This window comes from Kitasatospora sp. NPDC048286 (genome assembly GCF_043201735.1).
GTDB lineage: Bacteria > Actinomycetota > Actinomycetes > Streptomycetales > Streptomycetaceae > Kitasatospora.
Genome location: NZ_JBICZE010000006.1, coordinates 281,421 through 306,871 on the forward strand (window position 1 = coordinate 281,421; position 25,451 = coordinate 306,871).

At 72.1% G+C, this 25,451-nt stretch carries 21 protein-coding genes; 4 read left to right on the top strand and 17 right to left on the bottom strand.

Translation table 11 applies throughout. The features are described 5' to 3' along the window. Positions 1–57 precede the first annotated feature (57 nt). From ddaH to ACGF13_RS16855, 17 genes are all read right to left on the bottom strand, one after another. Positions 58–924, bottom strand: coding sequence for a dimethylargininase (gene ddaH, locus ACGF13_RS16775; RefSeq protein WP_392874956.1), 867 nt, complete (start codon positions 922–924; stop codon positions 58–60). Positions 925–1,069: 145 nt separating this feature from the next. Further along, complete coding sequence (locus ACGF13_RS16780; RefSeq protein ID WP_392874959.1) at positions 1,070–1,933, bottom strand: hypothetical protein; 864 nt, start codon at positions 1,931–1,933, stop codon at positions 1,070–1,072. A 450-nt stretch (positions 1,934–2,383) separates the two neighbouring features. Continuing rightward, entirely contained in the window at positions 2,384–3,139 is a 756-nt protein-coding gene (locus ACGF13_RS16785) for an SDR family oxidoreductase (RefSeq protein ID WP_392874961.1), read from the bottom strand. Positions 3,140–3,153: 14 nt separating this feature from the next. Beyond that, on the bottom strand, positions 3,154–3,852 hold the full coding sequence (locus ACGF13_RS16790; RefSeq protein WP_392874964.1) for an SDR family oxidoreductase: 699 nt from the start codon (positions 3,850–3,852) through the stop codon (positions 3,154–3,156). A gap of 54 nt (positions 3,853–3,906) precedes the next feature. Then, positions 3,907–5,628 (bottom strand): HAD hydrolase-like protein, encoded by a 1,722-nt coding sequence (locus tag ACGF13_RS16795; RefSeq protein WP_392874967.1) that lies wholly within the window; start codon positions 5,626–5,628, stop codon positions 3,907–3,909. A 21-nt stretch (positions 5,629–5,649) separates the two neighbouring features. Further along, the gene (locus ACGF13_RS16800; RefSeq protein WP_380454748.1) at positions 5,650–6,036 is read right to left on the bottom strand and encodes an L-rhamnose mutarotase; all 387 of its coding nucleotides are present in this window, start codon (positions 6,034–6,036) and stop codon (positions 5,650–5,652) included. After that, positions 6,033–6,953, bottom strand: coding sequence for a dihydrodipicolinate synthase family protein (locus tag ACGF13_RS16805; protein ID WP_392874970.1), 921 nt, complete (start codon positions 6,951–6,953; stop codon positions 6,033–6,035). The genes ACGF13_RS16800 and ACGF13_RS16805 overlap by 4 nt, the downstream gene beginning before the upstream one ends. Before the next feature lie 89 nt (positions 6,954–7,042). Then, positions 7,043–8,125: an NAD(P)/FAD-dependent oxidoreductase gene (locus tag ACGF13_RS16810; RefSeq protein WP_392874973.1), complete on the bottom strand. Its 1,083-nt coding sequence runs from the start codon at positions 8,123–8,125 to the stop codon at positions 7,043–7,045. A gap of 340 nt (positions 8,126–8,465) precedes the next feature. After that, positions 8,466–9,743 (bottom strand): MFS transporter, encoded by a 1,278-nt coding sequence (locus ACGF13_RS16815; RefSeq protein ID WP_392874975.1) that lies wholly within the window; start codon positions 9,741–9,743, stop codon positions 8,466–8,468. Positions 9,744–9,805: 62 nt separating this feature from the next. Beyond that, positions 9,806–11,158: a hypothetical protein gene (locus tag ACGF13_RS16820; protein WP_392874978.1), complete on the bottom strand. Its 1,353-nt coding sequence runs from the start codon at positions 11,156–11,158 to the stop codon at positions 9,806–9,808. A 97-nt stretch (positions 11,159–11,255) separates the two neighbouring features. Next, positions 11,256–12,485 carry a pyridoxal phosphate-dependent aminotransferase gene (locus tag ACGF13_RS16825; protein WP_392874981.1) on the bottom strand — a complete coding sequence of 410 codons (1,230 nt, stop codon included), beginning with the start codon at positions 12,483–12,485 and terminating at the stop codon, positions 11,256–11,258. Next, the gene (locus ACGF13_RS16830) at positions 12,485–13,735 is read right to left on the bottom strand and encodes a glutamate-5-semialdehyde dehydrogenase (RefSeq protein WP_392874984.1); all 1,251 of its coding nucleotides are present in this window, start codon (positions 13,733–13,735) and stop codon (positions 12,485–12,487) included. The genes ACGF13_RS16825 and ACGF13_RS16830 overlap by 1 nt, the downstream gene beginning before the upstream one ends. A gap of 2 nt (positions 13,736–13,737) precedes the next feature. Then, complete coding sequence (gene proB / locus ACGF13_RS16835; RefSeq protein WP_392874987.1) at positions 13,738–14,820, bottom strand: glutamate 5-kinase; 1,083 nt, start codon at positions 14,818–14,820, stop codon at positions 13,738–13,740. A gap of 287 nt (positions 14,821–15,107) precedes the next feature. After that, entirely contained in the window at positions 15,108–16,523 is a 1,416-nt protein-coding gene (locus ACGF13_RS16840) for a lanthionine synthetase LanC family protein (RefSeq protein WP_392874990.1), read from the bottom strand. Next, positions 16,520–19,630 carry a lantibiotic dehydratase gene (locus ACGF13_RS16845; protein ID WP_392874993.1) on the bottom strand — a complete coding sequence of 1,037 codons (3,111 nt, stop codon included), beginning with the start codon at positions 19,628–19,630 and terminating at the stop codon, positions 16,520–16,522. The genes ACGF13_RS16840 and ACGF13_RS16845 overlap by 4 nt, the downstream gene beginning before the upstream one ends. Before the next feature lie 121 nt (positions 19,631–19,751). After that, positions 19,752–19,895 carry a hypothetical protein gene (locus ACGF13_RS16850; RefSeq protein ID WP_392874996.1) on the bottom strand — a complete coding sequence of 48 codons (144 nt, stop codon included), beginning with the start codon at positions 19,893–19,895 and terminating at the stop codon, positions 19,752–19,754. A 108-nt stretch (positions 19,896–20,003) separates the two neighbouring features. Further along, positions 20,004–20,891 (bottom strand): alpha/beta hydrolase, encoded by an 888-nt coding sequence (locus tag ACGF13_RS16855; protein WP_392875782.1) that lies wholly within the window; start codon positions 20,889–20,891, stop codon positions 20,004–20,006. Positions 20,892–21,099: 208 nt separating this feature from the next. Between ACGF13_RS16855 and ACGF13_RS16860 the strand changes: the two genes are divergently transcribed. The 4 genes from ACGF13_RS16860 (at position 21,100) to ACGF13_RS16875 (ending at position 25,244) form a co-directional block, all read left to right on the top strand. Beyond that, positions 21,100–21,777, top strand: coding sequence for a TetR/AcrR family transcriptional regulator (locus tag ACGF13_RS16860; protein WP_392874999.1), 678 nt, complete (start codon positions 21,100–21,102; stop codon positions 21,775–21,777). 333 nt (positions 21,778–22,110) lie between these two features. Next, on the top strand, positions 22,111–23,403 hold the full coding sequence (locus ACGF13_RS16865; RefSeq protein WP_392875002.1) for an extracellular solute-binding protein: 1,293 nt from the start codon (positions 22,111–22,113) through the stop codon (positions 23,401–23,403). A 153-nt stretch (positions 23,404–23,556) separates the two neighbouring features. After that, complete coding sequence (locus ACGF13_RS16870; RefSeq protein WP_392875005.1) at positions 23,557–24,408, top strand: carbohydrate ABC transporter permease; 852 nt, start codon at positions 23,557–23,559, stop codon at positions 24,406–24,408. After that, positions 24,405–25,244, top strand: a complete 840-nt coding sequence (locus tag ACGF13_RS16875) for a carbohydrate ABC transporter permease (protein ID WP_392875008.1) — start codon at positions 24,405–24,407, stop codon at positions 25,242–25,244. Before ACGF13_RS16870 ends, ACGF13_RS16875 begins: the two co-directional genes overlap by 4 nt. Positions 25,245–25,451 lie beyond the last annotated feature (207 nt).

Below are 25,451 nucleotides of genomic sequence, written 5' to 3' on the forward strand. Positions count from 1 at the left end.
CACAACGTGCGGGCGGTGATTGGGTGTTCGGGTCTCTCTCAGACGTTGGAGAGCACGTCAGTCGCGCAGTTCCAAGGTGCAGCACTTGGCGCCGCCGCCGGCCTTGAGCAGCTCGGGCAGGTCGATGCCGATGGGCTCGAAGCCCCTCGTGCGGAGTTCCTCGGCGAGGTGGGTCGCGGCGCTCGGCAGCAGGACGTGCCGGCCGTCGCTGAAGGCGTTCAGCCCGAACACCTCGGCGTCCGCCTCGGTCGCGATGACCGCGTCCGGGAAGAGTTCGCGCAGTACGGCCTGGCTGCCGGCGGAGAACGCCTCGGGGAAGTACATGACCTCCTCGTCGGACAGCACCGCGAGCGCGGTGTCGAGGTGGTAGAAGCGGGGGTCCACCAGGGTGAGCCCGGTGACGGGGACGCCGAAGAACTCCTGCGCCTCGAAGTGCGAGCGGAGGTCGCTGCGGAACCCGGTGCCGGCCAGCAGGCGGCGTCCGGCCAGCAGGTAGTCGCCCTCGCCCTCGTTGATGAACTCCGGCCAGTGGACGTCGGTGTAGCCCTGCTCGCGGAACCACTCCAGGTAGGCGGGGCCCTCCGCGGTGCGCTCCATGTGGCGGAAGCGCGCGCCGAGGACCTTGCCGTCGACCATGGTGGCCCCGTTGGCCGCGAAGACCATGTCGGGCAGTCCGGGGATCGGCTCGATGAGTTCGACGGTGTGGCCGAGGTCCCGGTAGAGGTCGCGCAGCCGCTCCCACTGGACGAGCGCGCTCCCGGCGTCCGACGGCTTCTCCGGGTGCATCCACGGGTTGATGGAGTAGGTGACGTCGAAGAACCGGGGGGCGCACATCAGGATCCGCTTGGGCTGCGCGGTCCGCTGCGGCCGCGGGGCGATCGATCCGGGGCGGTCGGAGGGGGCGATGGAATCCGAGTACGGCATGGTTGTTTCCCTTTGCGTAGACGAGAACCGGCCCACCGGAGGCCCGGGGGAGGCGCACCGGGTGATGGGCGCGAGGCAGCGCCGCGGCGGTGCGGTCGGCACCGGCGCGTCTGCGGGGGCGAGGAGGGGGCGGACGTCGGTCGGATCAGTCGACGACGAACACCCCGGAGCGGTTGAGTTCCTGGAGGAACTCGAGGTCGCGGAGGAGGACGCTCTCGTCCGTGTGCTTGAGCAGGACGATGACGCCGGCGCCCTCGTCCAGGGTGCGCTCGATCGGACTGCCGAGGGTCGGCAGGAGGAGGTCCTGGCGGTAGGACGGGAGGCGGCGCACCTCGTCCAGGCCGGTGATCGCCCTCAGGGTGCCGCTGCGCCGCACCTTGAAGGCGTAGTCGGCCACGAACCCGTCCGGGGTCTCGGCCTCCCGCCCGGACTGGCCGGCGACGCCGAGGAACCCGCAGAGCTCCGGCAGCGGCTCCCCGGCGACCCGGTGCGCGAACTTCACCACCTTGACCTGGTCACCGTTGAGCACCACCTCGAAGCAGACGGGCCCGTCGCCGTCCGCCGTCGCCGCGGCCAGCGGCTGCAGCCGCTCCCGCAGCAGCTCGGCCTCCGGCGCGCCGGGCAGGACGTTCACCACCGAGGTGAGGAGCGAGTGCGGGCCCTCGTCCAGGAGGTAGCACCGCCAGATGTCGGTGAGGCGCAGCCGTCCGTCCACCATGACGCCGTTGGCGAAGTGGGGCGTGCCCGGTACGTGGTCGTGGACGACGGCCCGGCCGCCCTCGCGCCACAGCCCGTCGAGCTCGGCCTGCGGCAGCGGCCGGCCCGGGCCGGTGAAGAGCGCGGACCCGGTGTCGGTCGAGAACTCGGGCCGGAGCACCTTGAGGCTGCCCGCGGCGTCCGTCAGATACCGCTCCAGCGCCTGCCGGTCGCTGAAATAGACTGTGTCGAAGGCGAGTTGGGCGTCGATCTTCCGTATGGTCTCGTGCTGGACCACTTTGCTGTTCGTCATGGCGTGAGTAGCTCCACCGGTTGGGGTACGGATGGACGGCGCGGTAGTCGGGGCGCGGCCCCATGTCGAACCAGTGACGGGTCCCGGAGTGGATGTGCTCGGTGGCATGGCCCGTTGGCGCGGGGCCGGTGTGTCACGGGCCTGGCGCGGCAGTTCGTGCGCCGGCTCCCGGATCGAGGGGCGGGGGCCTCACGGCGCTCGGTCGCCGTCCCACGCGGCAGGCGCTTCCGCGCGCCGCCGAGGGTCTTCACGGACCGAAGTCGTCGCCGCGTCGGCGCAGTTCGGCGCGCGGCTCACGGAAGTCGGCGGGCTCGCCGCGGTCGGCGAGCGCCACCCGGGGGCGCGGCGACACGCCCCCGGGGTCGGGCCCGCGCGGGGCCGTCGGGTCAGCCGGGGCCTCGACCGTCGCGCGCTCGTGAGCGAGGTCGCGGACGGGCGAGGACCGGCCGGCTACTTCGTGCCGGCGTCGGACAGGGGCTCGAAGTTGAAGGAGCGGATGAAGCAGTCCCTGGGCTGGCTCACGGCGAACAGCACGCAGTCGAGCAGCGACTGCGAGGTGAGGCCCGCTCCGGCCCGGCGGTCGGTGGACTCCCAGTCCTCGCCCAGCGGGTCCGCGTTCTCGAAGTCCGGCGGGTACAGCGAGATGACGCGCACGCCCTCCGGGCGCAGCCGCCGGGACAGGATCTCGGCGACGTTGGCCTGGGCTCCCTTGGCGGCGTAGAAGGCCGGGCTGCCCGAGCACTCGTCGACGCGCGGGGAGGCCGCCACCGAGACCATGTTGACGATGTCGGGACGCTCCGAGGCGCGCAGCAGCGGCAGGAAGTGCTTGACCATCAGGACCGTGCCCGCGCCGCCGGACGTGATGGTCGCCACGATCTGCTCGTCGGTGGAGGTGCCGAGGTCGAAGCCCTCCAGCCACATGGCGCCGTTGTTGAGGAGGATGTCCACCCGGTCGGTGAGCGCGCCGACCTGCTCGGCGAACTCCCGGACCGAGGCCGGGTCGGTCAGGTCGCAGGAGAAGGCGTGGACCTTGTCGTGGCCGAGCGCGAGGATCTCGTCGCGGGTCGCCTGCGCCGCCTTCAGACTGCGGGCGGACAGGTAGACCTCGGCGCCCAGCTGGGCGAACCGGATGGCCAGGGTCCGGCCGAAGTCACGGGCGGCTCCGGTGACGACGACGCGGGTGTTGTCCAGGGATGCGGTGTTCATGCGTGTGGTGTTCCTCAGTTCACGGTGAGGCCGGTCGCGTCGCTGTGCGCCGGCAACCGGTGGAGTAGGTAGTCGACGGCCTTCTCGGCCCACTCGTCGGCGCCCGGGTAGGTGTGGTGCTCGTCGGGCAGGCAGGTCGCCAGCATCGCGGTGTCCACGCCGCCGCCCGGGTCGACGGCCACCACCCGGACGCCCGGGCGCAGTTGGGCCGCCTCCTGGGCCACGGCCCGGGTGAACCCCTCGACCGCGAACTTGCTCGCCGTGTACGCGGCGAGCATGCCCCGGGGGTTGCGCCCCCAGCCCGACGAGACGGTGACGAGGGTGCCGCCGTCCGCGATGCGCGGCAGGAACGCCCGCGTCATCGCGTACACGCCGCCCACGTTCACCCGGATCACGGTGTCGAAGTCCTCCGGGGAGACCTCCCACACCGGGGCCGGCCCGGTGATGGCACCGGCGTTGGCGATGACCAGACCGGGTGCACCGAGCTCGCGGTGCACCCGCTCGGCCCAGGCGTCGACCCATTCGGCGTCGGTGACGTCGACCCGTTCGAAGCGGTGGCCGTCACCCAGTTCGGACGCCAGCCCGCTCAGCGCGTCGGCGTCGCGGCCGCACCCGGCCACCGGGTGGCCCAGGACGGCGAAGCGCTGGGCCAGGGCTCGTCCGAGCCCTCTGGTCACCCCTGAGATGACCACCGGCTGCCTGCTGTCCGTCACTGTGCCTCCCGTGTGACTCGGTACCTTGTTCCGCCGACGCCCGAACCGTCGGGGTCAGTCGTGATGCTCGGTCAGGAGCCCGACCGGAGCGTTCGGGTTCAGTTCGGTGACGATCCGGGCCGGGCGCCCGACGCGGTCGCGGAGGGTCTGCTCGGCCGGGAAGAACCCGTAGCGGGTCACGAGCACGAAGTCGATGCCCGTCTCGTCCGCGGCGAGGACGTCCTGGCGCGAGTCACCGACCAGCACCACGTCCCGCGCGTCGACCCCGGCGTCCCGCAGGATCTCCGCGAGACGGCGGGACTTCGGCTCCTCCCCGCCGAGCACGGCGCGGAAGGCGCCGAGCAGTCCGCCCGCGGCGAGCACCTTGTCCGCCTCGCCGCGGGGCGTGCCCGTGGCGACGTAGAGCGGGACGCCCCGGTCGGCCAGGTGCTGGACCGTCTCCGCGGCGCCCGCGCACAGCGGCGCCCCGGGGTAGCGGTGCGCCAGCCGGTCCGCGTACGCGCCCGCGTACCGCTCGTAGAACGCCTCGAAGTCCGGTCCCGCCAGGCCGCGTTCCACGCTCGTCCGGTGGAAGTGGACGAAGTGCTCCTGCCGGGAGCGGCCGAACGTGCGCCGGAACTCGTCCGTGAACTGCTCGACGAGGTCGGCCGGGAAGCCGTCGAACGCGGCGCGGACGCACTCGACCTTCAGCTCGTTGGAGTCGACGAGCACCCCGTCGAGGTCGAAGACGACCACCGGGTAGCGCGCCAGGACGTCCGCCAGGCGCTGGCCGGCCGCATGGGCGAGGGCCTCGTCGAGGAGGGCCGCGGAGAACCCCGCGGACGCGGCCTCGGCGAGGAAACCGACGGCCCGCAGCTTCTCCTCCGCGTCCAACGAGGCGTCCTCCTCGACGCGTTGGACGAAGGTCGGGTGGATGTCGCGCATGCCGGCGATCGCGTAGAGCCCGCTCGGGCCCCACCGGTACCGGTCCATCAGCGGGTGGAAGTGCCGCACGATGAGCTCCATCAGCGGCTGCAGCCGGTCCGCGTCCTCGCCGAGGACGGCGAGCAGTTGCTCGATGCGCGTGTTGCCGGCGCCGCGGCCCATGCCGTACGCGGTGCCGTCCAGCCACAGGGCGCCCTGCTGCGCCGCGACGACCGTGTTGTGCAGGGCGAAGCCCTGGTTGTCGTGGGCGTGGACGCCGACCGGGGCGTCCTGCCCGGTGCGGAACAACTCGACGAGTTCGACGGTGCGTTCCGGACGCAGGGAACCCAGCGAGTCGGCTATGTAGACCGCTTCGAGCGGGCCCATCGCGACCACGGCGTCCAGGCAGACGGCGAGTTCGTCTGCGGTCGCGAGGTCGATCTGCATGAGGTTGATGCAGACACCGTACCCGGCCTCGCGGAGCGAGTGGACCGCGGCCACGGCGCCGGCCGCCTTGTCGTAGCGCACCGCGACCCGCACGAGGTCCACCGGAAGCGATCCGGGGGCCAGCTTCTCCCTGAGCAGGCCGCCGACCTCCGCCGCGGGCAGACCCACCATGTCGGCGGCGTCCACCATCACGGCGAAGCGCAGCGCGTGGTCCGCGGGAAGGGCCTCGCGCAGGTTGGGGGTCAGCCCTTCGGGAAGCTGCCCGTACGGGCCGAACCCGCTCTTGGTGAAACGGACGTAGCCCAGCTCCACCACGTCGATGCCGAGGCCCGGACAGGCGGCCAGGTACTCCTCGACGAGAGCGGTGTCGAAATTCCAGTTGGTGTAGTAACCACCGTCACGCAGCGTGCAGTCGAGAACGGTCAACCCGACGCGGTCCACAGGAGCTCACTTCCCGTCGAGGTCGGGCAGCGTGTTGGTGAAGTCCACGTGGTGAATGCGCTGCATCTCGGCCCAGTTGAGCTTGTTGCCGTGGTTCTCGTGCCGGACGAGGAGGCCGCCGTCGGCGTGCATCATGTCGTCCCACTCCTGCACGGCCGGGTGCAGGTCGTTGGCGCGCAGGAAGTCGCGGGTGGGGTCGAAGTGGTCCTCGGCCTCGACGTACATGAACAGCATCAGCGGCTCGATGAAGAAGATCTGGAGCTTGCGGACGCCGATGGTGTCGAGCGCGCCGCCCGGGGCGACGATCTCCGGGATGACGTCACGGTGCAGGCCGATGTACTTCTCGGCGGCGGCGGCGTCCTTGAGACGGATGGTGAAGGCGTGGTTCTTCATCGGGTGAGCTCCTTCGCGAGCGAAAGCAGGTTCTGGTAGGTGTGGTTGACTTCGGTCCACGTCTCGTCGTCGAGCACGTGCCGGCTCGGTCCGCGGACGTGGGTGCTCTTCACGATTCCGCGCTCCTTGAGGAAGCGCTTCGCGATGGACACGTAGTAGTCGGTGCTGTTCATCATGTGGCACATGAGGTAGGAGAGCGGGTGCGCGATCCGCTCCGCCTCCGCGCGCCTGCCCTGTTCGAGCAGGTTCCACAGCGCCACGACGATCTCGGCGATCTCGGTGGCGGGGATCGTGCCCGTCAGGCCGCGCCGGTGGCAGTCGAGCAGCATCATTCCGCCGTCGCCCTCGAAGATGCGGGCCCGGCCTCCGGTCGCGTCGCGCAGCAGGCTGACGCGCGGCGGCGTCGGCTGCGCCTCCGGCTTGAAGAGCACGCGCTCCTCGCCGTACTCCTCCAGCAGCCGCACCTGGGCGGCGATGCTCAGCGGCTGCTTCGCCAGGCTCTTGGCGTGATGGATGATCACGGGGATCTCGACGGACTCGATGACCTCGCTGTAGTACGCGACCATGCCGTCGTCGTCGAGCGGGATCGTCGCCGGGTGCATCACGAGAAGGGCGTCGACGCCGGCCTCCTGGGCGTGGCGCGAGTACTGCACCGCCGTCTGGGGGGTCTCGGCGCCGGTGCTCATGACGGAGACGCCCCGGCCCCGGGCGGCCTTGGCGGAGAGCTCGGCGACCCGCAGCCGCTCCTCGTGGGTCAGCCGCAGTACCTCGGACACCTGGCCCACGACGAAGCCGTTGCAGCCGGCCTGGAACATGAACTCCGTCTGCGAGAGGAAGTCGTCCTCGTCGACCCGTGAGCCGTCTTCCGTGTACGGCATGAGGACGACCGGGAGAACTCCTTTGATGTCCTGGGACATCGACATCCACCTTTCGTGTGGGCATGGCGGAGGAACGGCAGTCGGGATGGACTGTCGTGAACTGCGGGGAGACCGCGGCGGTCCGGTGCTCAGCCGGCCAGGAGTCGGGCTGCTTCTCCGGCGGCCCACGGGGCCAGCTTGAACGCGCCTCCGTTGAAGCCGGTGGCGAGCATCAGGCCGGCCTCCTGCGGGACCCACGCGACGCGGCCCCGCCCGTCCGGGGCGTAGCACTCCGCCGCTCTGAAGCCCCCGAGCGGCACGCTCGCCTCGACCCAGCCGAAGCGCCGTCGCCCGGCCTCGACGGCCAGCCGGGACTGCTCGGGGTCGACGGCGGTGCGTTCGATCGCGCCGTCGACGCGGTACCCGGTGGGGTGGCCGAGCAGCATCCCGGCGGAGTCGGGATCCGGTCTGCCGTTGACGGAGCAGACGTCGTCCATGTACGCGGGGTGGTCTGCCGGCGCACCGTCGACGCCGCGCAGCTCGACCTGGATGGCCTGAGCCCAGAGGTCGTGCGGGACGCCCCAGGAGTCGAGGAGCCGTGGCGTGTGGGCGCCGGTGGCGAGGACCACCGCGTCCGCGGCCACCACGCCCGTGCTGCCCCGCACCCCGCGAACGCGTCCCCCCACCCGGTTCGGGCCGTCGACCCGGACGCCTTCCAGCAGCCGGCCGCCCTTGCGGACCGCGGACCGGACGAGCGCGCGCGTCACCTGCGTGGCGTCCAGATATCCGGCCTGCGGTTCCCATACCGCGAATTCGGCGGAACGGTTGAGGAGATGGCCGAATTTGCGGTCCAGGTCGGCCGAGGAGAGCAACTCGGCGGGAAAGGACCGGGCGATGCGGTCCGTCAGGGACCGGGCTTGTTCACGCATGCTCGGGCGCGGTATGTAGAGGAATCCGCTCTCGATGAAATCCGCGTGAATCCCGGTCCGTTCGGCGAAGTTCCGGAAGAAGGAGAGCCCCTGTATCGCGCGCTCCACGAGGAGCGGATCGTCATGGTAGCAGCGCACGATCCCGCCGCTCCACGCCGTGGTGCCGAGCCCGGTCCGATCCTGCTCGACCAGGCACACGCGGGCGCCGCGATCAGCGAGTTCGTGGAAGACGGCCGCACCCACGATGCCGCCGCCGACGACGACGGCGTCCAACATTTCAGACGTACCGGAAAGCAAGGCCATACCCTTTCCCCCGAAAGGACCAGCTTCTAACCTAAGGCCGGGCGACGCATTTGGTCCCCCTGTTTCTGACTTTCAATCAACTTCTAAGCCAGGTGCGCTGGTTGGCGTGTTGACGACCTGACGTCAAAGCGGCACCGGAGAAGTAGACCATGAAGCCGGGGCTCCGGCAAGAGGTCAAGATCGAACCCTCGTTTCCTGATAAAAAACTGATAGAACGTCAGCGATCCTTGGAGTGAAGGCGGCGATAGCCTGCCCCCCCGACGCGAGAGCGTCGAGGGGGCACGCCGGCACCCGGGCGGCCCCACAACGGGTCGGTGTACCGCTCGTGAGAGGACAGGCGCTAGGGAAGGGTTTTCATTCGCCGAAGCGGGGAGAAGACATAGGGGAGCCAGGCGACCGCCAACCCCACCGCCCCGACGTAGAGCGACGCCCGTACACCGAAGAACTCCCCGACCAGTCCCGAGGCCCCCGCACCCAGCGCGGTGGCTCCGGTCAGGGCGAAACGCATGGTCGCGTTCATGCGGCCCAGCAGGTCGTTCGGGGTGACGCGCTGCCGGAAGCTCACCAGAACCACACTGTTCATCCCCATGCGGTACGTGACCACGAGCCAGCAGACGGCGGACACCCAGTACACCGCCCCGCCGTCGACCAGCGGCACCAGGCAGGCGAACGGCGCGGTGACCAGGCCGGCGAGCCACAGCACGCTGCCCTGTCCCACCCGCTCCGCCAACCGCGGCCCGGTGTACGCGCCGATCAGCGAGCCGACGCCCCCGACGGCCAGGTACAGGCCCAACTTCCACGCGGAGAAGTGGAGCGTGTGCTCGAAGAGCAGGGGCAGCATGATCGTGACCATCTGGAGCGAGAAGTTGGTGATCGCCCCGGCCATCGCGATCGGGCGGAGCAGGGGATGGGAGAAGACGAACCTCACCCCTTCCCAGATCCCCCGGTACAGCGCCTTCTTCTCCGCGGCCCCCGTGTGGGACTCGTCCACCCGCTCGATCCGGGATATCAGGATTCCCGACAGCAGGAAGCCGAGCGCGTCGACGAGCACCGCGGCCGGGGCCGCCATCAGCTGGAGCAGAAGACCGCTCAGACTGGGCCCCGCGACCCCGGAACTCTCCCTGACGCTGCCGATGTACCCGTTGGCCTGGAGGAGGCGCTCCCGGGGCACGATGGACGGCAGGAAGCTCTGCGCGGAGATGTCGGAGAAGACCGTCAACGTTCCGCTCACGAACACGACCAGGTACAGCTGCGTCAGGGTCAGCGCGTCGAACAGCCACGCCACGGGTATCGATCCCAGCAGCAGTGCCCGCCCGAAGTCGGCGGTGAACATGATCGGACGCCGGCGCATGCGGTCGACCCACACGCCGGCCGGGAGGCCGATCAGGAGGAAGGAGACCGTGCTCAGGACCCCGAGCAGGCCGACCTGTGCCGCACTCGCGTCGAGCGCGGTGACCGCCGTGAGCGGCACGGCCAGATAACTGACCTGGGAGCCGTACAGACTGACGGAGTTCGCGGCGAAGAGCCTTCTGAAGTTACCGTTCCTGAAGATCGACGGTTCGGCGGCGGTGCTGCTCCCCGCCGCCGCTTCGCCCTCGATCGGGGTCCGCCTTCCCACTGCCCTGGAAGGATCGTCCGCGCTCGTCCGGGACCGAGTCATTCGTGGAGTCCTCCGCGGTCTCAGGAAGCGTGGCGGAACACGGGGGCCGCCTTGACGCGTCGGTCGGCACCCATGTTGATGACCGCCTGACCGCCGGAAGGGGTGGCCCGCACCTGAGCCCCGCCGTATCCCTCCGGAGTGACGAAGACGCCCCAGACGGAGTCGTGGTCCCGGACGGTCCCGCTCTCCGGATCGACGATCGGCTCCGGATCCGGGACCACTCTTTCCTGGACGATGTACCCGCGCCCGCGGGCCCCGGCCAGGAGCTCCCGCCAGTCCCGGTCGGACTGCTCCCAGCCGGCGTAGCTGCCGATCCCCGAGTATCCGTTGACGGGCTTCATGATGATCTTCTCGCGGTGCTCCCGGCAGTAGTCGAGCAGATCCACCGTGGTTCCCCCGGCCTCGACGGTCCCGGAGTCCAGGACCCGGGCCCAGGGGAGGATCCGGTCGATCAGCGCCCTCTCCTCGGCCGAGAAGGCGTCGCGCCACCTCTGGTCGTGCAGCATCGCCAGGCAGGCCTTGTTGTGCACCAGTCCCGTGCGCATCGTGGTCCACAGGACCACGCGGCCCTCCTCGTGCGCCCGGAAGATCGGCTCCAGGACCTTCTCGCCGTCGGGGCTCGCCACCACCTCCTCCACCGTGAAGTAGCGCGCGACGACGTCCAGCGGCCGGCCCTGGAGGTACAGCCTCCCGCCCTTCTCCCGGACCTCGCTCAGCTCACCGAGGACCATCTCGATGCCGAACCCGCGCATCATCTCCTGGAGGCTCAGGTACATGCTCCGGTACTTGGCCATGGCGCCGTCGCAGTCGACCGCGCCGACGACGGGTGGCGCACCGCCGGTGACGGTCCTCGACGCCTCACGCAGGGCCCGGACGAAACGCTCGCCGGTGTGGACGTAGTCGAGGCCGTGCTCGTCGGCGAACTCCCGGAACTCCGGCACCTCCAGCATGTACTTGGCCATGTCCGACCAGGAGACCCCGCCGACGCTGCTGTTGATGTTGAACTCGAGGAGCTTGAAGGAGTCGTCGACACGGTAGAGGTCGGCGCGCCCGTAGAGGGTGATCTCGCCCCCGAGCCGCTGGATCAGCGCCGCCCGCCGGGGGTCGATGCCCAGTTCCCGGGAGTAGCCGTCGACGTCCCCGCCGAAGAGCCGGTCCGGCAGCGAGGTCAGGACGTGGAACAGCGACGTCAGGTCGTCGGCGCACGTGGCGATGGAGTCGTGCGGCACGAACGTCGGCCGGGGCAGGAGGATGCTCCGGTAGTCGGCGTCGGCTTCCCTGGGGAACGGCACGCGGCTCACGAGGTCCCGCAAGGCGCTGCCCTCTTCCAGGCACCGCTCGACGTAGCTGCGTGTGACGGAGTCCCTCGTCATGGGCCTTCCCCTCGGGTTGCTGTCGGATGATCGGGTTCCTTCCGGCCTCGCGGTCGGGACCGCGAGGCCGGAAGGACTCGGCGCTGCGGCTTGCGGGTCACACCCCGGATTCGACCCTCGACCGCGGTCGGGAGGTCAGGTGTTCGGGCGTGGTGCTCTCGACGAGGTCCCGGATCGCGGCCACGGCACGGGCGATGCGCTCCTCGGACTCGCTGCCCACGGAGACCCGTACGTAGCGGTCGCAGGAGTCCCCGTACCCGATGCCGGGCACCACACTGATCGCGCTCTCCCTCAGCAGCCGGCCGGCGAACTCGGTGGAGTCGAGGCCGGATCCGCCCAGGTGGACGAAGAGGTAGAAGGTCGACGTGCCGGGCATGGTGTCGATGCCCTCGTCCGCGAACCAGCCGGCGACCCGGTTGCGCAGCTGGACGGTGCGCTGGATCTGCGGCCGGGTGACGTCCAGGAGGTCGTCGAAGCGTTCGGCCAGGTAGGCCGCCAGGATGGTGGGCGCACAGGTGACCAGATGCTGGTTGATCTTCAGGATCTGCTCGGTGAGCCGTTCGTTGGCGATGAGGTAGCCGATCCGCCAGCCCGAGACGCCGTAGTTCTTCGACATCGAGTTGACCGTGACCGTGTGCCGCTTCTCCGGGTCGAGCGACCCGGCCGAGATGAACTCGGCGCCCGGCGGGATGAACTCGTTGTACGCCTCGTCGACGATCAGCAGGAGCCCGTGGCGGTCGGCCAGTTCGTGCAGGTACTCCAGCTCGGCCCGGGTGTAGACGTGTCCGCTCGGGTTGTTCGGGTTGTTGATGATGACCGCACGGGTGCGCGCGGTGACGAACCGCTCGAAGTCGAAGACCGGCACGTCGTGCGGAACCATCACCGGCTCGCCCTGGCACATGCGGATCTGCGCCGGGTAGCTCAGCCAGTACGGCTCCGGCACGATCACCTGGTCGCCGGGGTCGACGATCGCCATCAGCGCCATGTAGATGGCGGCCTTCGAACCGGCGGTGACGATCACCTCGGTGTCCGGATCCACCGGGAGCGCGAACCCGGACCCGTAGTACTTGGCGAGCAGCCGCCGTAGCTCCGGCAGTCCCCGGGAGTGCGAGTAGTGGTGCAGGCCGGGCGTGGTGAGGCCGTCGAAGGACGGCAGCGGCAGGTCGAAGAAGGCCTCGCCGAGGGACAGCGTGATGATGTCCTGTCCGGCGGACTTCATGTCGTAGACGACGTTGTTGTGCTGGACCGACAGTGCCTGGGTGATGCCCTCCATCAGCCGGGAGGTGCGCAGCGACCGCTCCGTCGCGGCGTGCGGCTGCCCGGCCATCAGACGACCCTCGTCTGGCCGCTGCCCCAGACCACGTTCTTCACCGTGGTCAGCGACTCCAGACCCATCGGGCCGCGCACGTGCAGCTTCTGGGTGGAGACGCCGATCTCCACGCCGTAGCCGAACTCGCCGCCGTCGGAGTAGCGGGTGGAGGTGTTGACGAAGACGCTGCCGGAGTCGACCTCCCGGGCGAAGCGCCGCGCCACGTCGATGTCCTTGGCCACGATGCCCTCGGCGTTGGACGTGCCCCACCGGCGGATGTGCGCGAAGGCGGCGTCGGCGTCGGGAACGACCTTGACCGCGAGGACGAGCCGCAGGTACTCGGTGCCCCAGTCCTCCTCGGTCGCGGCGAGCGCCTTCGGCCAGACCCGCCGGACGGTCTCGTCGCCGCGGATCTCCACGCCCGCCTCGGCCAGCAGGTCGAGGACTCCGGGCAGCCAGGACTCCGCCAGGTCCGCGTGGACCAGCAGGGTCTCCATCGCGTTGCACACGCTCGGCCGCGAGGTCTTGGCGTTGATCGTGACCGCGGTCGCGATGTCCGGGTCCGCGGAACGGTCGATGTAGGTGTGGCAGTTGCCGGCGCCGTCGATCACCGTGGGCACGGTGGCGTTCTTCTCGACGGAGGCGATCAGCTCGGGGCCGCCCCGCGGGACGAGCAGGTCGACGTACCCCTTGGCGCGCATCAGCTCCAGGGCGGCGTCACGGGACGGGTCCGAGATCAGCTGGACGGCCGCGGCGGGCACGTCGTCGTGCTCGGCGACGGCCTCCGCCAGCGCCTCCATGATCGCGGCGTTGGTGGCGGCGGCCATGGACGAGCCGCGCAGCACCGCGCAGTTGCCGGTCTTCAGGCACAGCGCGGCGACCTCGGCGGTGACGTTGGGCCGAGCCTCGTAGATCACCGCGATGACGCCCAGCGGCTCCCGCACCTGCTCGATCAGCAGGCCGTTGGGGCGGGTCCAGCCCTTGACGACCTCGCCGACCGGGTCCGCCAGCGACGCCACCGTGTGGATGGCGTTCACCAGTCCGGCCATCCGGCTCTCGGTCAGGGTCAGGCGGTCGACGAGGGTCGGGGTGACACCGGCCGCACGGGCGGCTTCGATGTCCTGCTCGTTCGCCTTGATGATCGAGTCGCGGTTGCGCTCGACGGCGGCAGCCATGTCCAGGAGGACCTGGTTCTTCTTCGCCGTGGTCAGCCTCTTGACGGCGGCGGTCGCTTCCGCGGCAGCACGGCAGATCTCGATTACCGACACAACTAGCCTCCAAAAATCCGTACGTAGTCACAGTCGTCGATGAGTTCCGAGGCGAACCGGTCGCCGGCCCCGACCTCCGCCGCGCCGAGGCGGACGGTGCCGCGGGCGATCACCCGGGAGTCCGAGTCGAGGACGTCCACGACGTCGCCGCGGTCGAACGACCCCTTGAGCACGCCGACGCTCCCGGCGAGCAGGGCCCGGCCCGACTCGACGGCCTGCCGCCCCGCGGCGTCGCAGACCACGGTCCCGCTCGGGGGGTACCGGAAGGCCCGCCACAGGCGGCCGAGATCGGGCGCGGCGGCGTGGGTCGTGCGCGGCGGGAAGACGGTTCCCTCCACCTCGTTGCCGCGGAAGGCCGCGATCAGGACGGTGGAGTCCATGGCGTCGGCCACCACGGTGCGGACCCCGGCGTGCGCGGCGATCCAGCAGGCGCTCAGCTTCACGAGCATGCCGCCGGTTCCGCCGTCTCCGGTGGATCCCCCGGCCATCGCCTCGACTTCGGAGATCGGACCCGTCACCTCGGCGATGCGCACGGCGCCCTCTCCGAGCATCGGGTTGCCGTCGTAGAGGCCGGCCACGTTGGTGAGCAGCAGCAGGAGCCGCGCTTCGAGGAATCCGCCGAGCAGAGCGGCCAGGACGTCGTTGTTGCGCACGCCCAGCGCGTCGTTCTCGTTGACGACGGGAACCATGCCCAGCGAGCGCATCAGGTCGAACGTGCGGCGGACACCGCCACCGCGTTCCGGCGCGACGAGGTCGTGCGGGGTCAGCAGGATCTGCCCCGTCTCCAGGCCGTACGCGGCGAACCGGGCACGGAGCGCCGAGTACAGCATTCCCTGACCGAGCGCCGCCGCGGTCTGTGCGGCCTCCGCCGTGTCCTGGGTCAGATCGCCGTGCCTGGTGCGGCCCAGGGCGATCGCCCCGGAGGTGACGAGCACCGGCGCCAGACCGGCCTCGATGCCCTTCGCCACCGTCGTGCAGAGGGTGTCGAGCTTGACGGGGTCGACTTCTCCCCGGGTGATCAGAGACGACGTTCCCACCTTGATGACGACGCGGTTGCCCGTGCCGTCGCTGATTGCATCCCGCATGGTCTCCTCGCCTGAACCTCGGCCGTCGGGTGTGGGAGAGCGGAGGGGCAGCCGCTTCCAAGAAGATGGTTACCGGGGGCGGTGTTCTCCCAATGTGCTGGCGATTCGCGGCCGCTGTCGGGGACTCGCGGCGCACGCGGGAGCGGGGGAGGCGCGGCGCGCGCAGCCGCGCGACGGCGCGTCGAAGCCATGCCGAAGCCGCGCCGAAGCCGCGCCGAGGCCGCGCCGACGGGCGGGCGCTGTGTCGGTCCTCGCTCCCGCGTGACCTCGGGGCGGCGTCGGCGGCCTCAGGTCAGCAGCAGGGCCGCGTCCCAGTCGGGTTCGCCCGACCCGTCGGGTTCGGCCCGCGCGTCGGCGTAGCCGGCCAGGGCCAGGGCCGCTCCGGTGGCGCCGTCGATCAGGGCCGGGCTGTCCAGGTACCGGGGGCCCGTGCCGGTGGGGACGTGCTGGCGGTATCCGAACGGCGCGTCCTCGTCGAAGGCGGCGGCGAGTTCGGCGGCGGCACGGTCCGCGGCCGCCCACAGCACCGGGTTGCCGGTCGCGGCCGCCATCCGCACGGCGGTGTGCAGCACGCCGGCGCGGCCGTGGCACAGGCCGGGGTCGTCCGCCATCGTGCTCGGGAGCGGCCGGGTGACGGCGGCGCGCATGGCGTCCCGGGCGCGGGCCCCGACCGCCGGATCGGCGAGGGCGTGACCGGCGAGGTGGAGGGACCACGCGATGCCGGACGCGCCGTAGCACCAGCCCGCCCGGGGGGTGGCGGCACCGGTGCCGACGGCCTGGCCGGTCTCCTCCTCGTATGGGATCCGCGCGGGCCAGTAGGCGCCCGTCGCGTCCGTCAGCTCCCTGGTCAGGAGCCAGTCGGTGACGGAGCGGATCGCCTCCGGCCCGCCGGGTACCACGACTCCCGCGCGGTGGGCGAGGGCGAGGAGTGAGAGCGGACCGCAGATCCCGTGCGCGGCACCGAGGTTGAAGTCACCGGACGGGTACGCCAGCCGGTCGCGGTCGACGACGTAGCGCTCCGGGGCGCACCACCAGCCCGGCACCTCGCGGCCCCGCACCTCGGTGGGGCGGGTCAGCCGGACCAGCAGGCGCAGCAGGTCGGACAGGACCGCCGTGACGCGCTCGTCCCCGGAGCCCGCGGCGGCCAGCAGGGCGCGGCCCCGGCCCGCGAGACCCGCGACGACGTCGTAGTCCAGGTAGGAGAGGCCCGGCCCGTGTTCGGTCAGCCGGGCGTCGAGCGCGGCGACCGCGGCCGCCGTGTGGGCGGTGGCCAACTCGGTGCTGCGGGCGAGCAGTTTGGCGTATCCGCCGGTCAGGCGGGCGTGCAGCAGGGCCGGGAGGATCAGATCGCCCGCCCCGGCCGGGCCGACTGAGGGGGCGGATCGGACGGCGGCGGCCAGGTGCGCGTGCGCGACGGACGACCAGTCGGGCTCGTGCCGCGCCCGGACGATGTGCAGCAGGGCGATCCCGGCATGCCCGAGCAGGACGGAGGCGGGTTGCCAGCCGGGCAGCAGCAGGTCGGCCGGGGCGGTGGCGAACGCCCGCCCGGCGGTCTCGGCGACGTGCTGCGGGTCACGCAGGCGCTCGCCGACCTGGTGGGCGACGGCCCGGGCCGTGCGCGCGCTCCGTTCCGCGCCGCCCGGTCGCTCCTGGTGCGCGGCGGGCCGGGCCGTCCCGGTGCGGTGGGTCTCGTGGGTGCTCATCGGCCGTGCCGCTTCCGGTCGATGCGCAGGGACAGGGCCTCGCGGGCGATCGCGTGGGCCAGGGCCTCGTCGTCGGGGCGGGGGCCGAGGAGGCGGTTGCAGTGCATGTGGGCGAGGCTCGTCGCGATGGACGCCCGGCGGGCCGGAGCGGTCGCGGCGGCGGTCAGGGCGGTGCGCAGGTCGGCGAGGGCGTCCGCGCGTGCGGCCCACGGCCCGGCCGTCTCCGGTGTCAGCCCGGGCCCGGGCCGGCAGTTCTCGTCGAGCAGTGCGGCCATCGTCTTCTTGCCGTCCCGGTCGACGTCCCCGATGCGGGCGCGGACGGGCTCGCCGCTCAGCCAGGCCAGGGCTTCCTCGGGGGTGCCGAGGGCGGTGACGAGGTCGAGCACGCCGAGGGCCGCGAGTGCGGTGCCAGAGAGCCCGAACACCTCTTTGCCGGAGGCGAGTTGGGCGATCACCAGCCGACTGTCGGCGTGGAAGACCCGGGTGGCGCGGTCGTGCGGGGCGGGTCCGCCGTAGCGTTCGGTCTCGGGGTCGTAGGTGTCCAGGACGAGTCGCCCGCCGAGCCCGGCGTCGCGCAGGTCCTCGGCCCAGCCGTGCAGGCGGGGCAGGAGGGCCGTCCAGAGGCCGGCGGGCTTGCCGTGGAAGCGCAGCCGCAGGTGCGGATCCGGATCCGCGTAGCGCAGGAAGAACCAGTCGTCGACACCGGCCTCGGCGAGCAGGGCGGGGTCCGTGAGCAGCGCCGAGCGCCGGGTGAGGAGCCCGTCCTGGCGCGCCTGCGGGACGTAGACCTTGGCGTACAGCCACTCCCCGCCGGGCAGGTGGGTGGCGGATGCCCGGTCCGGCAGGGGGCGGGGCGCGGGCCGTCGCGGCGCGGTGCGGTTCGCGGGCTCGCGTGCGGCGAGCAGCGGGAGGACGAGCTCGGTGGCGTGCGGGCCGTCCGGGCCGGTCAGCCACGTGCCGGGGCGGTCGGCGCCGAGGCGTTCCACGACGGCGAGCCCGGGGCGGGCGAGTTCCTCGGCGAGGACCGTCCGGTGCAGGGGCTGGTCGAGGTCGACGGCGACGCGGTGGTCCGCGCGGGTCAGCAGGACGTGCCGGGGCACGCTCCAGCGCCCGCGCCAACGCGCCACCTCCGCCTCCCATTCGGGCCCTCCTGCGCTCGCGGTCAGCTCGCGGTCGGGCAGCCAGCGCGCGGGGGCGAGGACGGTGCGGCCGTGGCTGACCCGGGGTTGGACGGGGGCCGTCGACCACGAGCCCCAGTTCCAGGGCAGACACCAGTCCTGGCCCTCCTGCCCGAGCTCCAGGATGAACCGGGCGACGTGCGGGAGGTGGCCGCCGGCCGGGTTGAGCATCGAGTACGAGACCGGGCGGACGGGCTCCCCGCTGCGGGTGTCGGTGAGCCGGAGGCCGTCGAGGTCGGCGTGGACGGCCAGGTGCTCGACCGGCAGGTCCCGGGTGCCCTCCGTCGTGGCGGGGCCGACACCCAGCGGGATCCGGTCCGGGAGCCACTGCGGGACGGCGGCGACGTTGCCCGAGCGGATCGCGCGGGGCCGGTAGGCGACGGTCGCGGCGCGTTCCCCGGGCTCGGCGCCGCCGCCGGCCCGCCGTACGAACGCGGCGACGTCGTCGGCCCGTTCGCCCAGGAGGTGGGCGAACCGGCCGAAGGTGGCACCGGCCAGCGGGGAGCCCGGGTTGCCGCCCAGGACGAGCCGGAAGTCGCCCGCGCACAACGACTCCCAGCTGTCGGCGAGGAGTTCGGCGCCGAGTTCGAGGGAGCCGGGGCGTCGTCGCGACGTCGGCCCGGCGAGGTCGCCCAACGCCCGCTCGTCGAGCCGGACTTCCGGCACCGATCCGTCGGCCGCCCGCCGGACGGCGGCGAGGAGGAGTTCGCCGAGCACCCGGTCCCGGGCATCCGCCCCCGGATGCGGGGCCGGGCGTCCGGCTGCCGCACGGTAGGCCGCAGGAAGTCCCAACCCGCGTCCCTCGTCGAGCAGTTCGAGCACCGGTACGGCCCGGTCGGTGCCGTACCGTTCCAGGAAGGCCTCGTGGTACTCGCGCAGGTGCGCACTGCCGGGCCGGATCAGGGAGACGCTCCACAGGGCGTCCGCCGCCCGTTCGGCCTCGCGGGCGACCTCCGTCGGCAGGACGACGCGGGCGTCCAGAGCGAGGTCGGTCTGGATCGGGTGCTCGGTCGGGTGCAGGGCGGCCATCCGCTCGCGCGCCGCCGTGAGCGCGCGTCCCCGGTCGCCCGGGGCGGCGGCGTCCAACGCGGCGAGGCAGGCCCGGACGCCGCGCAGGGCCGCAGCCGCCGGGTGGTCGAGCCCGTCCAGCCGGTCCAGGACGTGCCGGAGCGGGTCCGCGCACTCGGGCGGCGGGACGATGTCGCTCAACAGGAAGCGGGTGCGGACGAGTTGGGCGATGGCCCGGTCGACGGCGGCGCCCTCCGCCTGCGGGAAGCGCTCGGCCGTCCGGGCCAGCAGCTCCGACCAGCCGACGGGCTCGGCCGCGCACTCCAGCAGGTACCGCACGGCCGGACTCAGCCCGACCGAGTGGTGCAACTGGCTTCCGCCGTCGGCCTGGTAGACGTCGAGCAGCACCAGGCGCCCCTCGCGCTCGACCCGCAGGGCGTTGGCGACGAGCCGTCCGCCGCGGAGCACCGCGGGGTCGGCGAGCAGGGCGCTCAGCACTTCGTCCAGCCACCCGGCGTCCGGACGGCTGACCGGCCGGTGCCCGGTGCCCAGGTCCGCGGCGGGCGAGGCTCCGAAGCCGGCGACGGCGACGCCGGCGAAGAGGCCGAAGGGGGTCGCGCGGTGGGTCATCCGCAGCCGGTACTTGAGGAGCGAGACGGCGAGGCGGCGCAGCCGGCGGAGCTTGAGCGGCTCCCCGGCGAGCACCCGCCGGGCCTCGGCCGCCAGGGCGGGGCTCGCCAGGTCCACCGCGGCCATGAACTCCGCTTCGGATGCCAGGCGTTCGACTTCGGCCCGCAGGCGGTCGGGGTCACCGGAATCGGGAGAGGGCGACCCGCCGCCGTCCGTGGGCAGTGGCAGGGCGGCCGCGCGCAGCAGCGCCACTCCCGCCGATTCGAAGCCGGTCCCGCTGTCCGTCCGCATCCCGTCCATCCCCGTTCCGCTCGTCCGTCCCGTCCGTTCGTCCCGCGCGGCCCGTGGGCGCGCGCGTCGGTGCCGGGCGGCGCACGCGGATCGCGCGCACCGCCCGGCACCGGTCACCGGATCAGCACAGCCAGGAGGTGATCGGGCAGGACAGGCAGGTGCCGGTCCCAGTGAAGGACTTCGCACCGGCGACGGCGCCCTCCTCCACGACGACCTCCAGGTCGAGATCCAGGTCGAACTCGAGCTCGGCGGTGACAGTGCTCATGGTGTCCTCCAGTGGGTGGGTGGGTTCGCCGGAAGTCCGGCGGCCGGTCCGCGCGGCTGCGCGCACCGGAGCTTCGGGGGGTCCACTGCCGTACGGCGGTGGATCGGGTCAGGCGGCCGTCCGCGCGGGGCCGGCCGCGGCGCGTGCGGCCAGGCAGTCCGCCAGGAAGGCGAGCGCCCGCAGGTGGTAGGGGCGGGCGGCCCAGCCGAGGCTGATGTTGTGGCCGGCCTGCGGCTGACGGTCCACCAGCACCCGGGGGGCGGCGGTGAAGCGGGCCGCGAGGTCGCTCAGCGCCCGGTCGTCGTGGCGCCACCAGGCCTCGTACTCGGCGAAGGTGAGCCGGAGCGGCACCCGCACGCGTGGGGCGAGCGCGGCGAAGTCCTCGGCCCAGGCGATGGCGTCCGCCTTCTCGCGGTCGGGCATCGGGGCGACCACCTGGCCGCAGGCGCGGAAGGTGTCCGGCGGGTACAGCCGCACCGGACCCCAGTGGTGCCGCCACAGTTTGCCGCCGGGCGCGACGATGTCGCGCGGGTCGACGGCGTACTCGTGGCCGCAGCCGGAGACGTCGAGGCCGACGAGGTCGAGCCCGTCCGGGTCGGCGGCGAGGCCGAGGGCGAGCTTGCCGCCGAGCGAGTGCCCCAGCAGGAACAGGACCGCGCCGGGGGCGTGCCGGGCGGTGAAGTCCCGCAGGGCCGCGCGGACGGTACCGGCCTGGTCGGCGAGCCGCTGCCCGTCCGGGAACTGCCCGGCGGACCCGCGGTAGCCGGGACGGTCGACGGCGAGGACGGTGTAGCCGAGGCGCGCGCCGAGGGTCAGCAACGACTGGTCCGGGTCGGCCTGGCCGTCGAAGTACGCCGCGCTGGTGCCGCCGCCGTGCAGGGCGACGACCACGGCCCGCGCGGGGCCGTGCTCGGGCTCGCAGAGCAGCGCGGACAGGGCCGCGCCGTCGGCGTCCAGGACGATCCGGCGGACGCCGGGAGAGACGGCCGCGCTCATGACGTCGAGCAGGTGTGGGGGTGCGAGCCGATCGGCCCGGTCTCGGGACATGGCTGCTTCTCCGGTCGAGTGCGTGGGTTGCGCCGGACTCAAAGGTTGTGGATCAACGAGCCGAATCTAACGGCCACTCAGTCAGGTTCGCAACCAACAAGTCCACAATTTTGAACCAGCGAGTCCAAGTCGAGTTCGCCGCGAGTACGATGACCGGGTGACCGAAGCACGTGCGACAGTCGAGGCCGGACGCGGGGCGCCGCGCGGCCGCATCGACAAGAGGCAGGCCATCCTGAGCGCCGCGTTCACGGTGTTCGCCCGCCAGGGCTACACCGACGCGTGTGTACAGGAGATCGCGGCCGAGGCCGGTGTCGCCAAGCCGACCGTCTACAACCACCTGAACGACAAGGCGAACCTCTTCCGCCAGGCCGTCCTCATCGCCGCCGACGAGGCGACGGCCCGGAACCTGGCCGCCGTCGAGGGCCTGCTCCTGTCCTGCGACGACCTTCACGACGCGCTCGTGTCCGTCGCCCAGGCCCTGCTGCTCTGCCACCGCAGCGAACAGTCCTGGGCCCTGCGCCGGCTGCTCTACTCGGAGGTCGCCCGCTTCCCCGACCTGCTGGACACCGTCCAGGGGCGGGGCGTCGACCGGGTGACCGAGGCGATGGCCGACCGGCTGGCCCGGCTGACCCTCTCCGGGCGGCTGACCGCCACCGACCCGGTCTGCGCCGCCGAACAGTTCATGGCGCTGCTCGCCGGTCCGATGGAGGCCCGTTCCCGCTGCGGCACCCGGCAGGTCCCGGACGCCGAGCTGAACGGCATCGCCCGGGCTGCGGTGGACACCTTCCTCAAGGCGTTCGGCCGTGAACCCGGGGCGCCGGGGAGCGGCGCCTGAGCGGCGTGACGCGCGGGTGAGGCGTCGGGGGCGGTGAGGCGGTCCGTTGCCGCCAGGAGCTGACGTTTCGTCATGTTCCTTTCCGCCCCGCCGTGATGGCGTGCACCGTCGACCTTCGTGACGCCCCCCGTTCGCTTTGCGTCATCGTCGACGGCGGTGGCATGGTCGGCCGTCGGTGCCCCCGGAGGGGATCCGCCCATGTGTCGGCCCCCTTGATCTGACGCTCCATCAGGAATCCCGCCGCACGGCGATGGCCGAAATTCGGTTTGTGTAGCGTGAGTTGACAAATTCCTGGGTAGTGGCGACCGGCAGATCGGCGGATGAGGAGGGGGCATGGCGAGAAGAGGGCTGCGCGGCATGGTCGCGATCGCGTCGGCCGCCGCGGTGCTGGCGGGCGCGGCGGGTTGCGAGAGCGGTGGAAGCGGATCGGCGAAGGGCTCACAGCGCCTCACCGTGTGGCTGACCGTCGACGCGCAGGAGAGCTGGCCGGACCTGGTGGAGTCCACCAACGCCCGGTTCGCGCAGCAGCACCCAGGCGTGTCCGTCGCGGTCGAGTACCAGCAGTGGACCACCAAGAACCTGAAGCTGGACGCCGCCCTGGCGGGCCGCGACGTGCCGGACGTCGTGGAGATGGGCAACAGCGAGGTCGTGAACTACATCGTCAACGACGCCTTCACGGCGGTCGAGCCCTCGGTCTTCGACCAGTCGGCCCAGTGGCTCGGTGCCCTCCGGGAGCCCTGCGAGTCCAACGGCCGTACCTACTGCGTGCCCTACTACGTCGGTGCCCGGGTCGGCATCTACCGCACGGACCTGTTCCAGCAGGCGGGTCTGACGAAGGCGCCCGAGAGCTACCCGGAGCTGATCGCGGACCTCGACGCGCTGAAGGCGAAGTTCGGCGCCCAGGACCACGCGTTCTCCGCGCTGTACCTGCCCGGCCGCTACTGGTACGCCGCGATGGCCTTCGTGAAGGACGCCGGCGGTGAGATCGCCGTCAGGGCGGACGGCCACTGGCGGAGCGCCCTGTCCAGCCCCGAGTCCGTGGCCGGGCTGAAGGCCTGGAAGGGCCTGCTGGACGCCTACTACGTGGGGGACCGGTCCAAGGACAACGGCGACGAACCGGCCGTGGTCGGCCAGGGCAAGGTCGCGGTCTTCTACGGCAACACCTGGGAGGCGGAGGCCGCCGCCGACCCGCAGTCCGGAGGGGACCCGGCGCTGCGCGGCCGGTTCGCGACCTTCCCCTTCCCCGGCCCCTCGGGCGGGCCGCTGCCGCCCTTCCTGGGCGGCTCCGAGCTCGCCGTCCCGGCGAAGTCGAAGAACGGGCAGCTCGCCCGGGACTGGATCCGGCTCTTCACCGACCGGACCTCCCAGCAGCGGCTGATCAAGGCCAACACCCTGCCCAACAACACCGCTCAGCTCGCCGAGGTGGACCCCGCCGGCGTCAACGGATCCGCGGCCAGGGCCGCCACCCGGGGCTGGGTCACCCCGCCGGCCCCCGGCTGGGCGGCGGTCGAGAAGGCCAACATCCTGCAGGAGATGCTCGAGGACATCGCCACCGGCAAGCACACGGTGGAGGAGGCCGCGAAGACGGCGGACGGCCGGATCGATGCGGTCATCGACAAGAACTGAGGCGCGGCGATCCTCCGGGGGCACACCGTGAAGAGCGCCACGCCCACGCGCCGTCGCTCCGGCGCCACGCCCACGCGCCGCCGGAGCGACGGGCGCGGGCCGACCACAGGGCGCAGGGGGCGCCGCGCCACCCCGTACCTGCTGGTCGCGCCCATGGTCGGCACGCTCCTCCTGGTGCTCGGCTACCCGCTGGTCGACATGGTCCTGCTCTCCTTCGAGGACATGACCCGCAAGCAGCTGTTCGCCGGCACGGCCCCGCCCTGGGTCGGGCTGGACCAGTACCGCGAGGTCCTCTCCGACGGGTTCTTCTGGACCGTCGTCGCCCGCACCGTGGCGTTCGCCGTCGTCTGCGCCGGGCTGACCATGCTGTTCGGCCTGGCGTTCGCGCTGTTGCTGCGCCTGGTCTCGACCTGGGTGCGGGTGGTGATCACCGGGGTCCTGGTCGCGGTGTGGGCGATGCCGTTCATGGTTGCCGCGTCGGTCTTCCGCTGGCTGTCCGACGCCGACTACGGAGTGGTCAACTGGCTGCTCGGCGGACTCACCGGTGCGGACTTCCGGGGGCACAACTGGTTCGCCGACCCGTGGCAGGGCTTCGCCGTGATCGTCGCCGTCGTGGTGTGGGGGGCGATCCCGTTCGCCGCCATCACCCTGCACGCGGCGCTCACCCAGGTGCCCGCCGAACTGGAGGAGGCCGCGCGGGTCGACGGCGCGAAGGGCCTGGTGCTCTTCCGCCACGTGACGTTCCCGGTGATCAGGCCGCTGTTCACGGTGGTCGCGGCGTTGTCGGCGATCTGGGACTTCGGGGCGTTCAGTCAGATCTGGCTGATGCGTGGCGGCCAGCCGGAGCGGGACTACTACCTGCTCGGCGTCTACTCCTTCATCGAGTCGTTCGCCGTCAACCGCTACAGCGCGGGAGCGGCCATCGCACTGGTCACCGTCGTCCTGCTGCTCGGCGGGTCCGCGGTCTACCTGCGCCAGGTGCTGCGGACGGGAGAGGTCGAATGACCGGTGACAGGCGGCGGCGCCGAAGCCGCCGGATCGCGAACGCCGTCGGACTGCTCGGCGCCGCCGTCATGGCCTTCCCCGTGTACTGGATGGTCCTGACCTCGTTCCGGCCGGCCAGCCGGATCCTGCGGCTGCCGCCGACGTTCTGGCCCGGGCCGTTCACCCTGGACAACTTCCGCCGGGCGGTGGGCTCGGACTCCTTCTGGGCCAACGTGCGGTCGAGCGTCCTGATCGGGGCGGGGACGGTGCTGGTCTCCCTGGTCATCGGCACGCTCGCGGCCTTCGCCGTCGCCCGCTTCTCCTTCGCCGGCCGCAGGGCGCTGGTCCTGGCCCTGCTGTGCGTCCAGACCATCCCCCTCATCGCCCTCGTCATCCCCGTCTACCTGCTGCTCAACGACCTCGCCCTCACCGACACCCTGACCGGCGTGGTCCTCACCTACCTCGCCTTCGCCCTCCCGTTCACCGTGTGGATGCTGCGCGGGTTCATCGTCGCCATCCCCCCGGAGCTGGAGGAGGCCGCCATGGTCGACGGCTGCGGCCGCCTGGGCGCCTTCCGGCACGTCACCCTGCCCCTGCTCGCCCCCGGCCTGGTGGCCACCTCGATCTTCGCCCTGGTGCAGGCCTGGAACGAGTACGTCCTGGCGTACGTCCTGCTCTCCAGCAACGACAAGCGGACGCTCCCCATCTGGCTGGTCTCCTTCCAGACCAGCTTCGGCACGGACTACGGCGGCCTGATGGCCGGTGCGACCCTCACCGCGCTGCCGGTGGTCGTCGCCTTCCTCCTCGTCCAGCGCCGGATCGCCGCGGGCCTGGCGACGGGCGCGATCCGGGGCTGACGGCCCGCGGTGGCCGGTGGCGCGGCTTCGCGGTGGCCGGCGGCTCAGGGTGGCGGGCCGGGTGCGGCCCCGGGGCCGGCCGGCCGATGTCCGGACATTCGGTGATGTGCTGGCGGTGCACCGCGATACGACACTCTGCGCACCGTTCGCGGGGTGCGCGGGCGCTCCTCGGCCTCGTTCCCGTCCTGTCGGCCCGGTCCGGCGGCC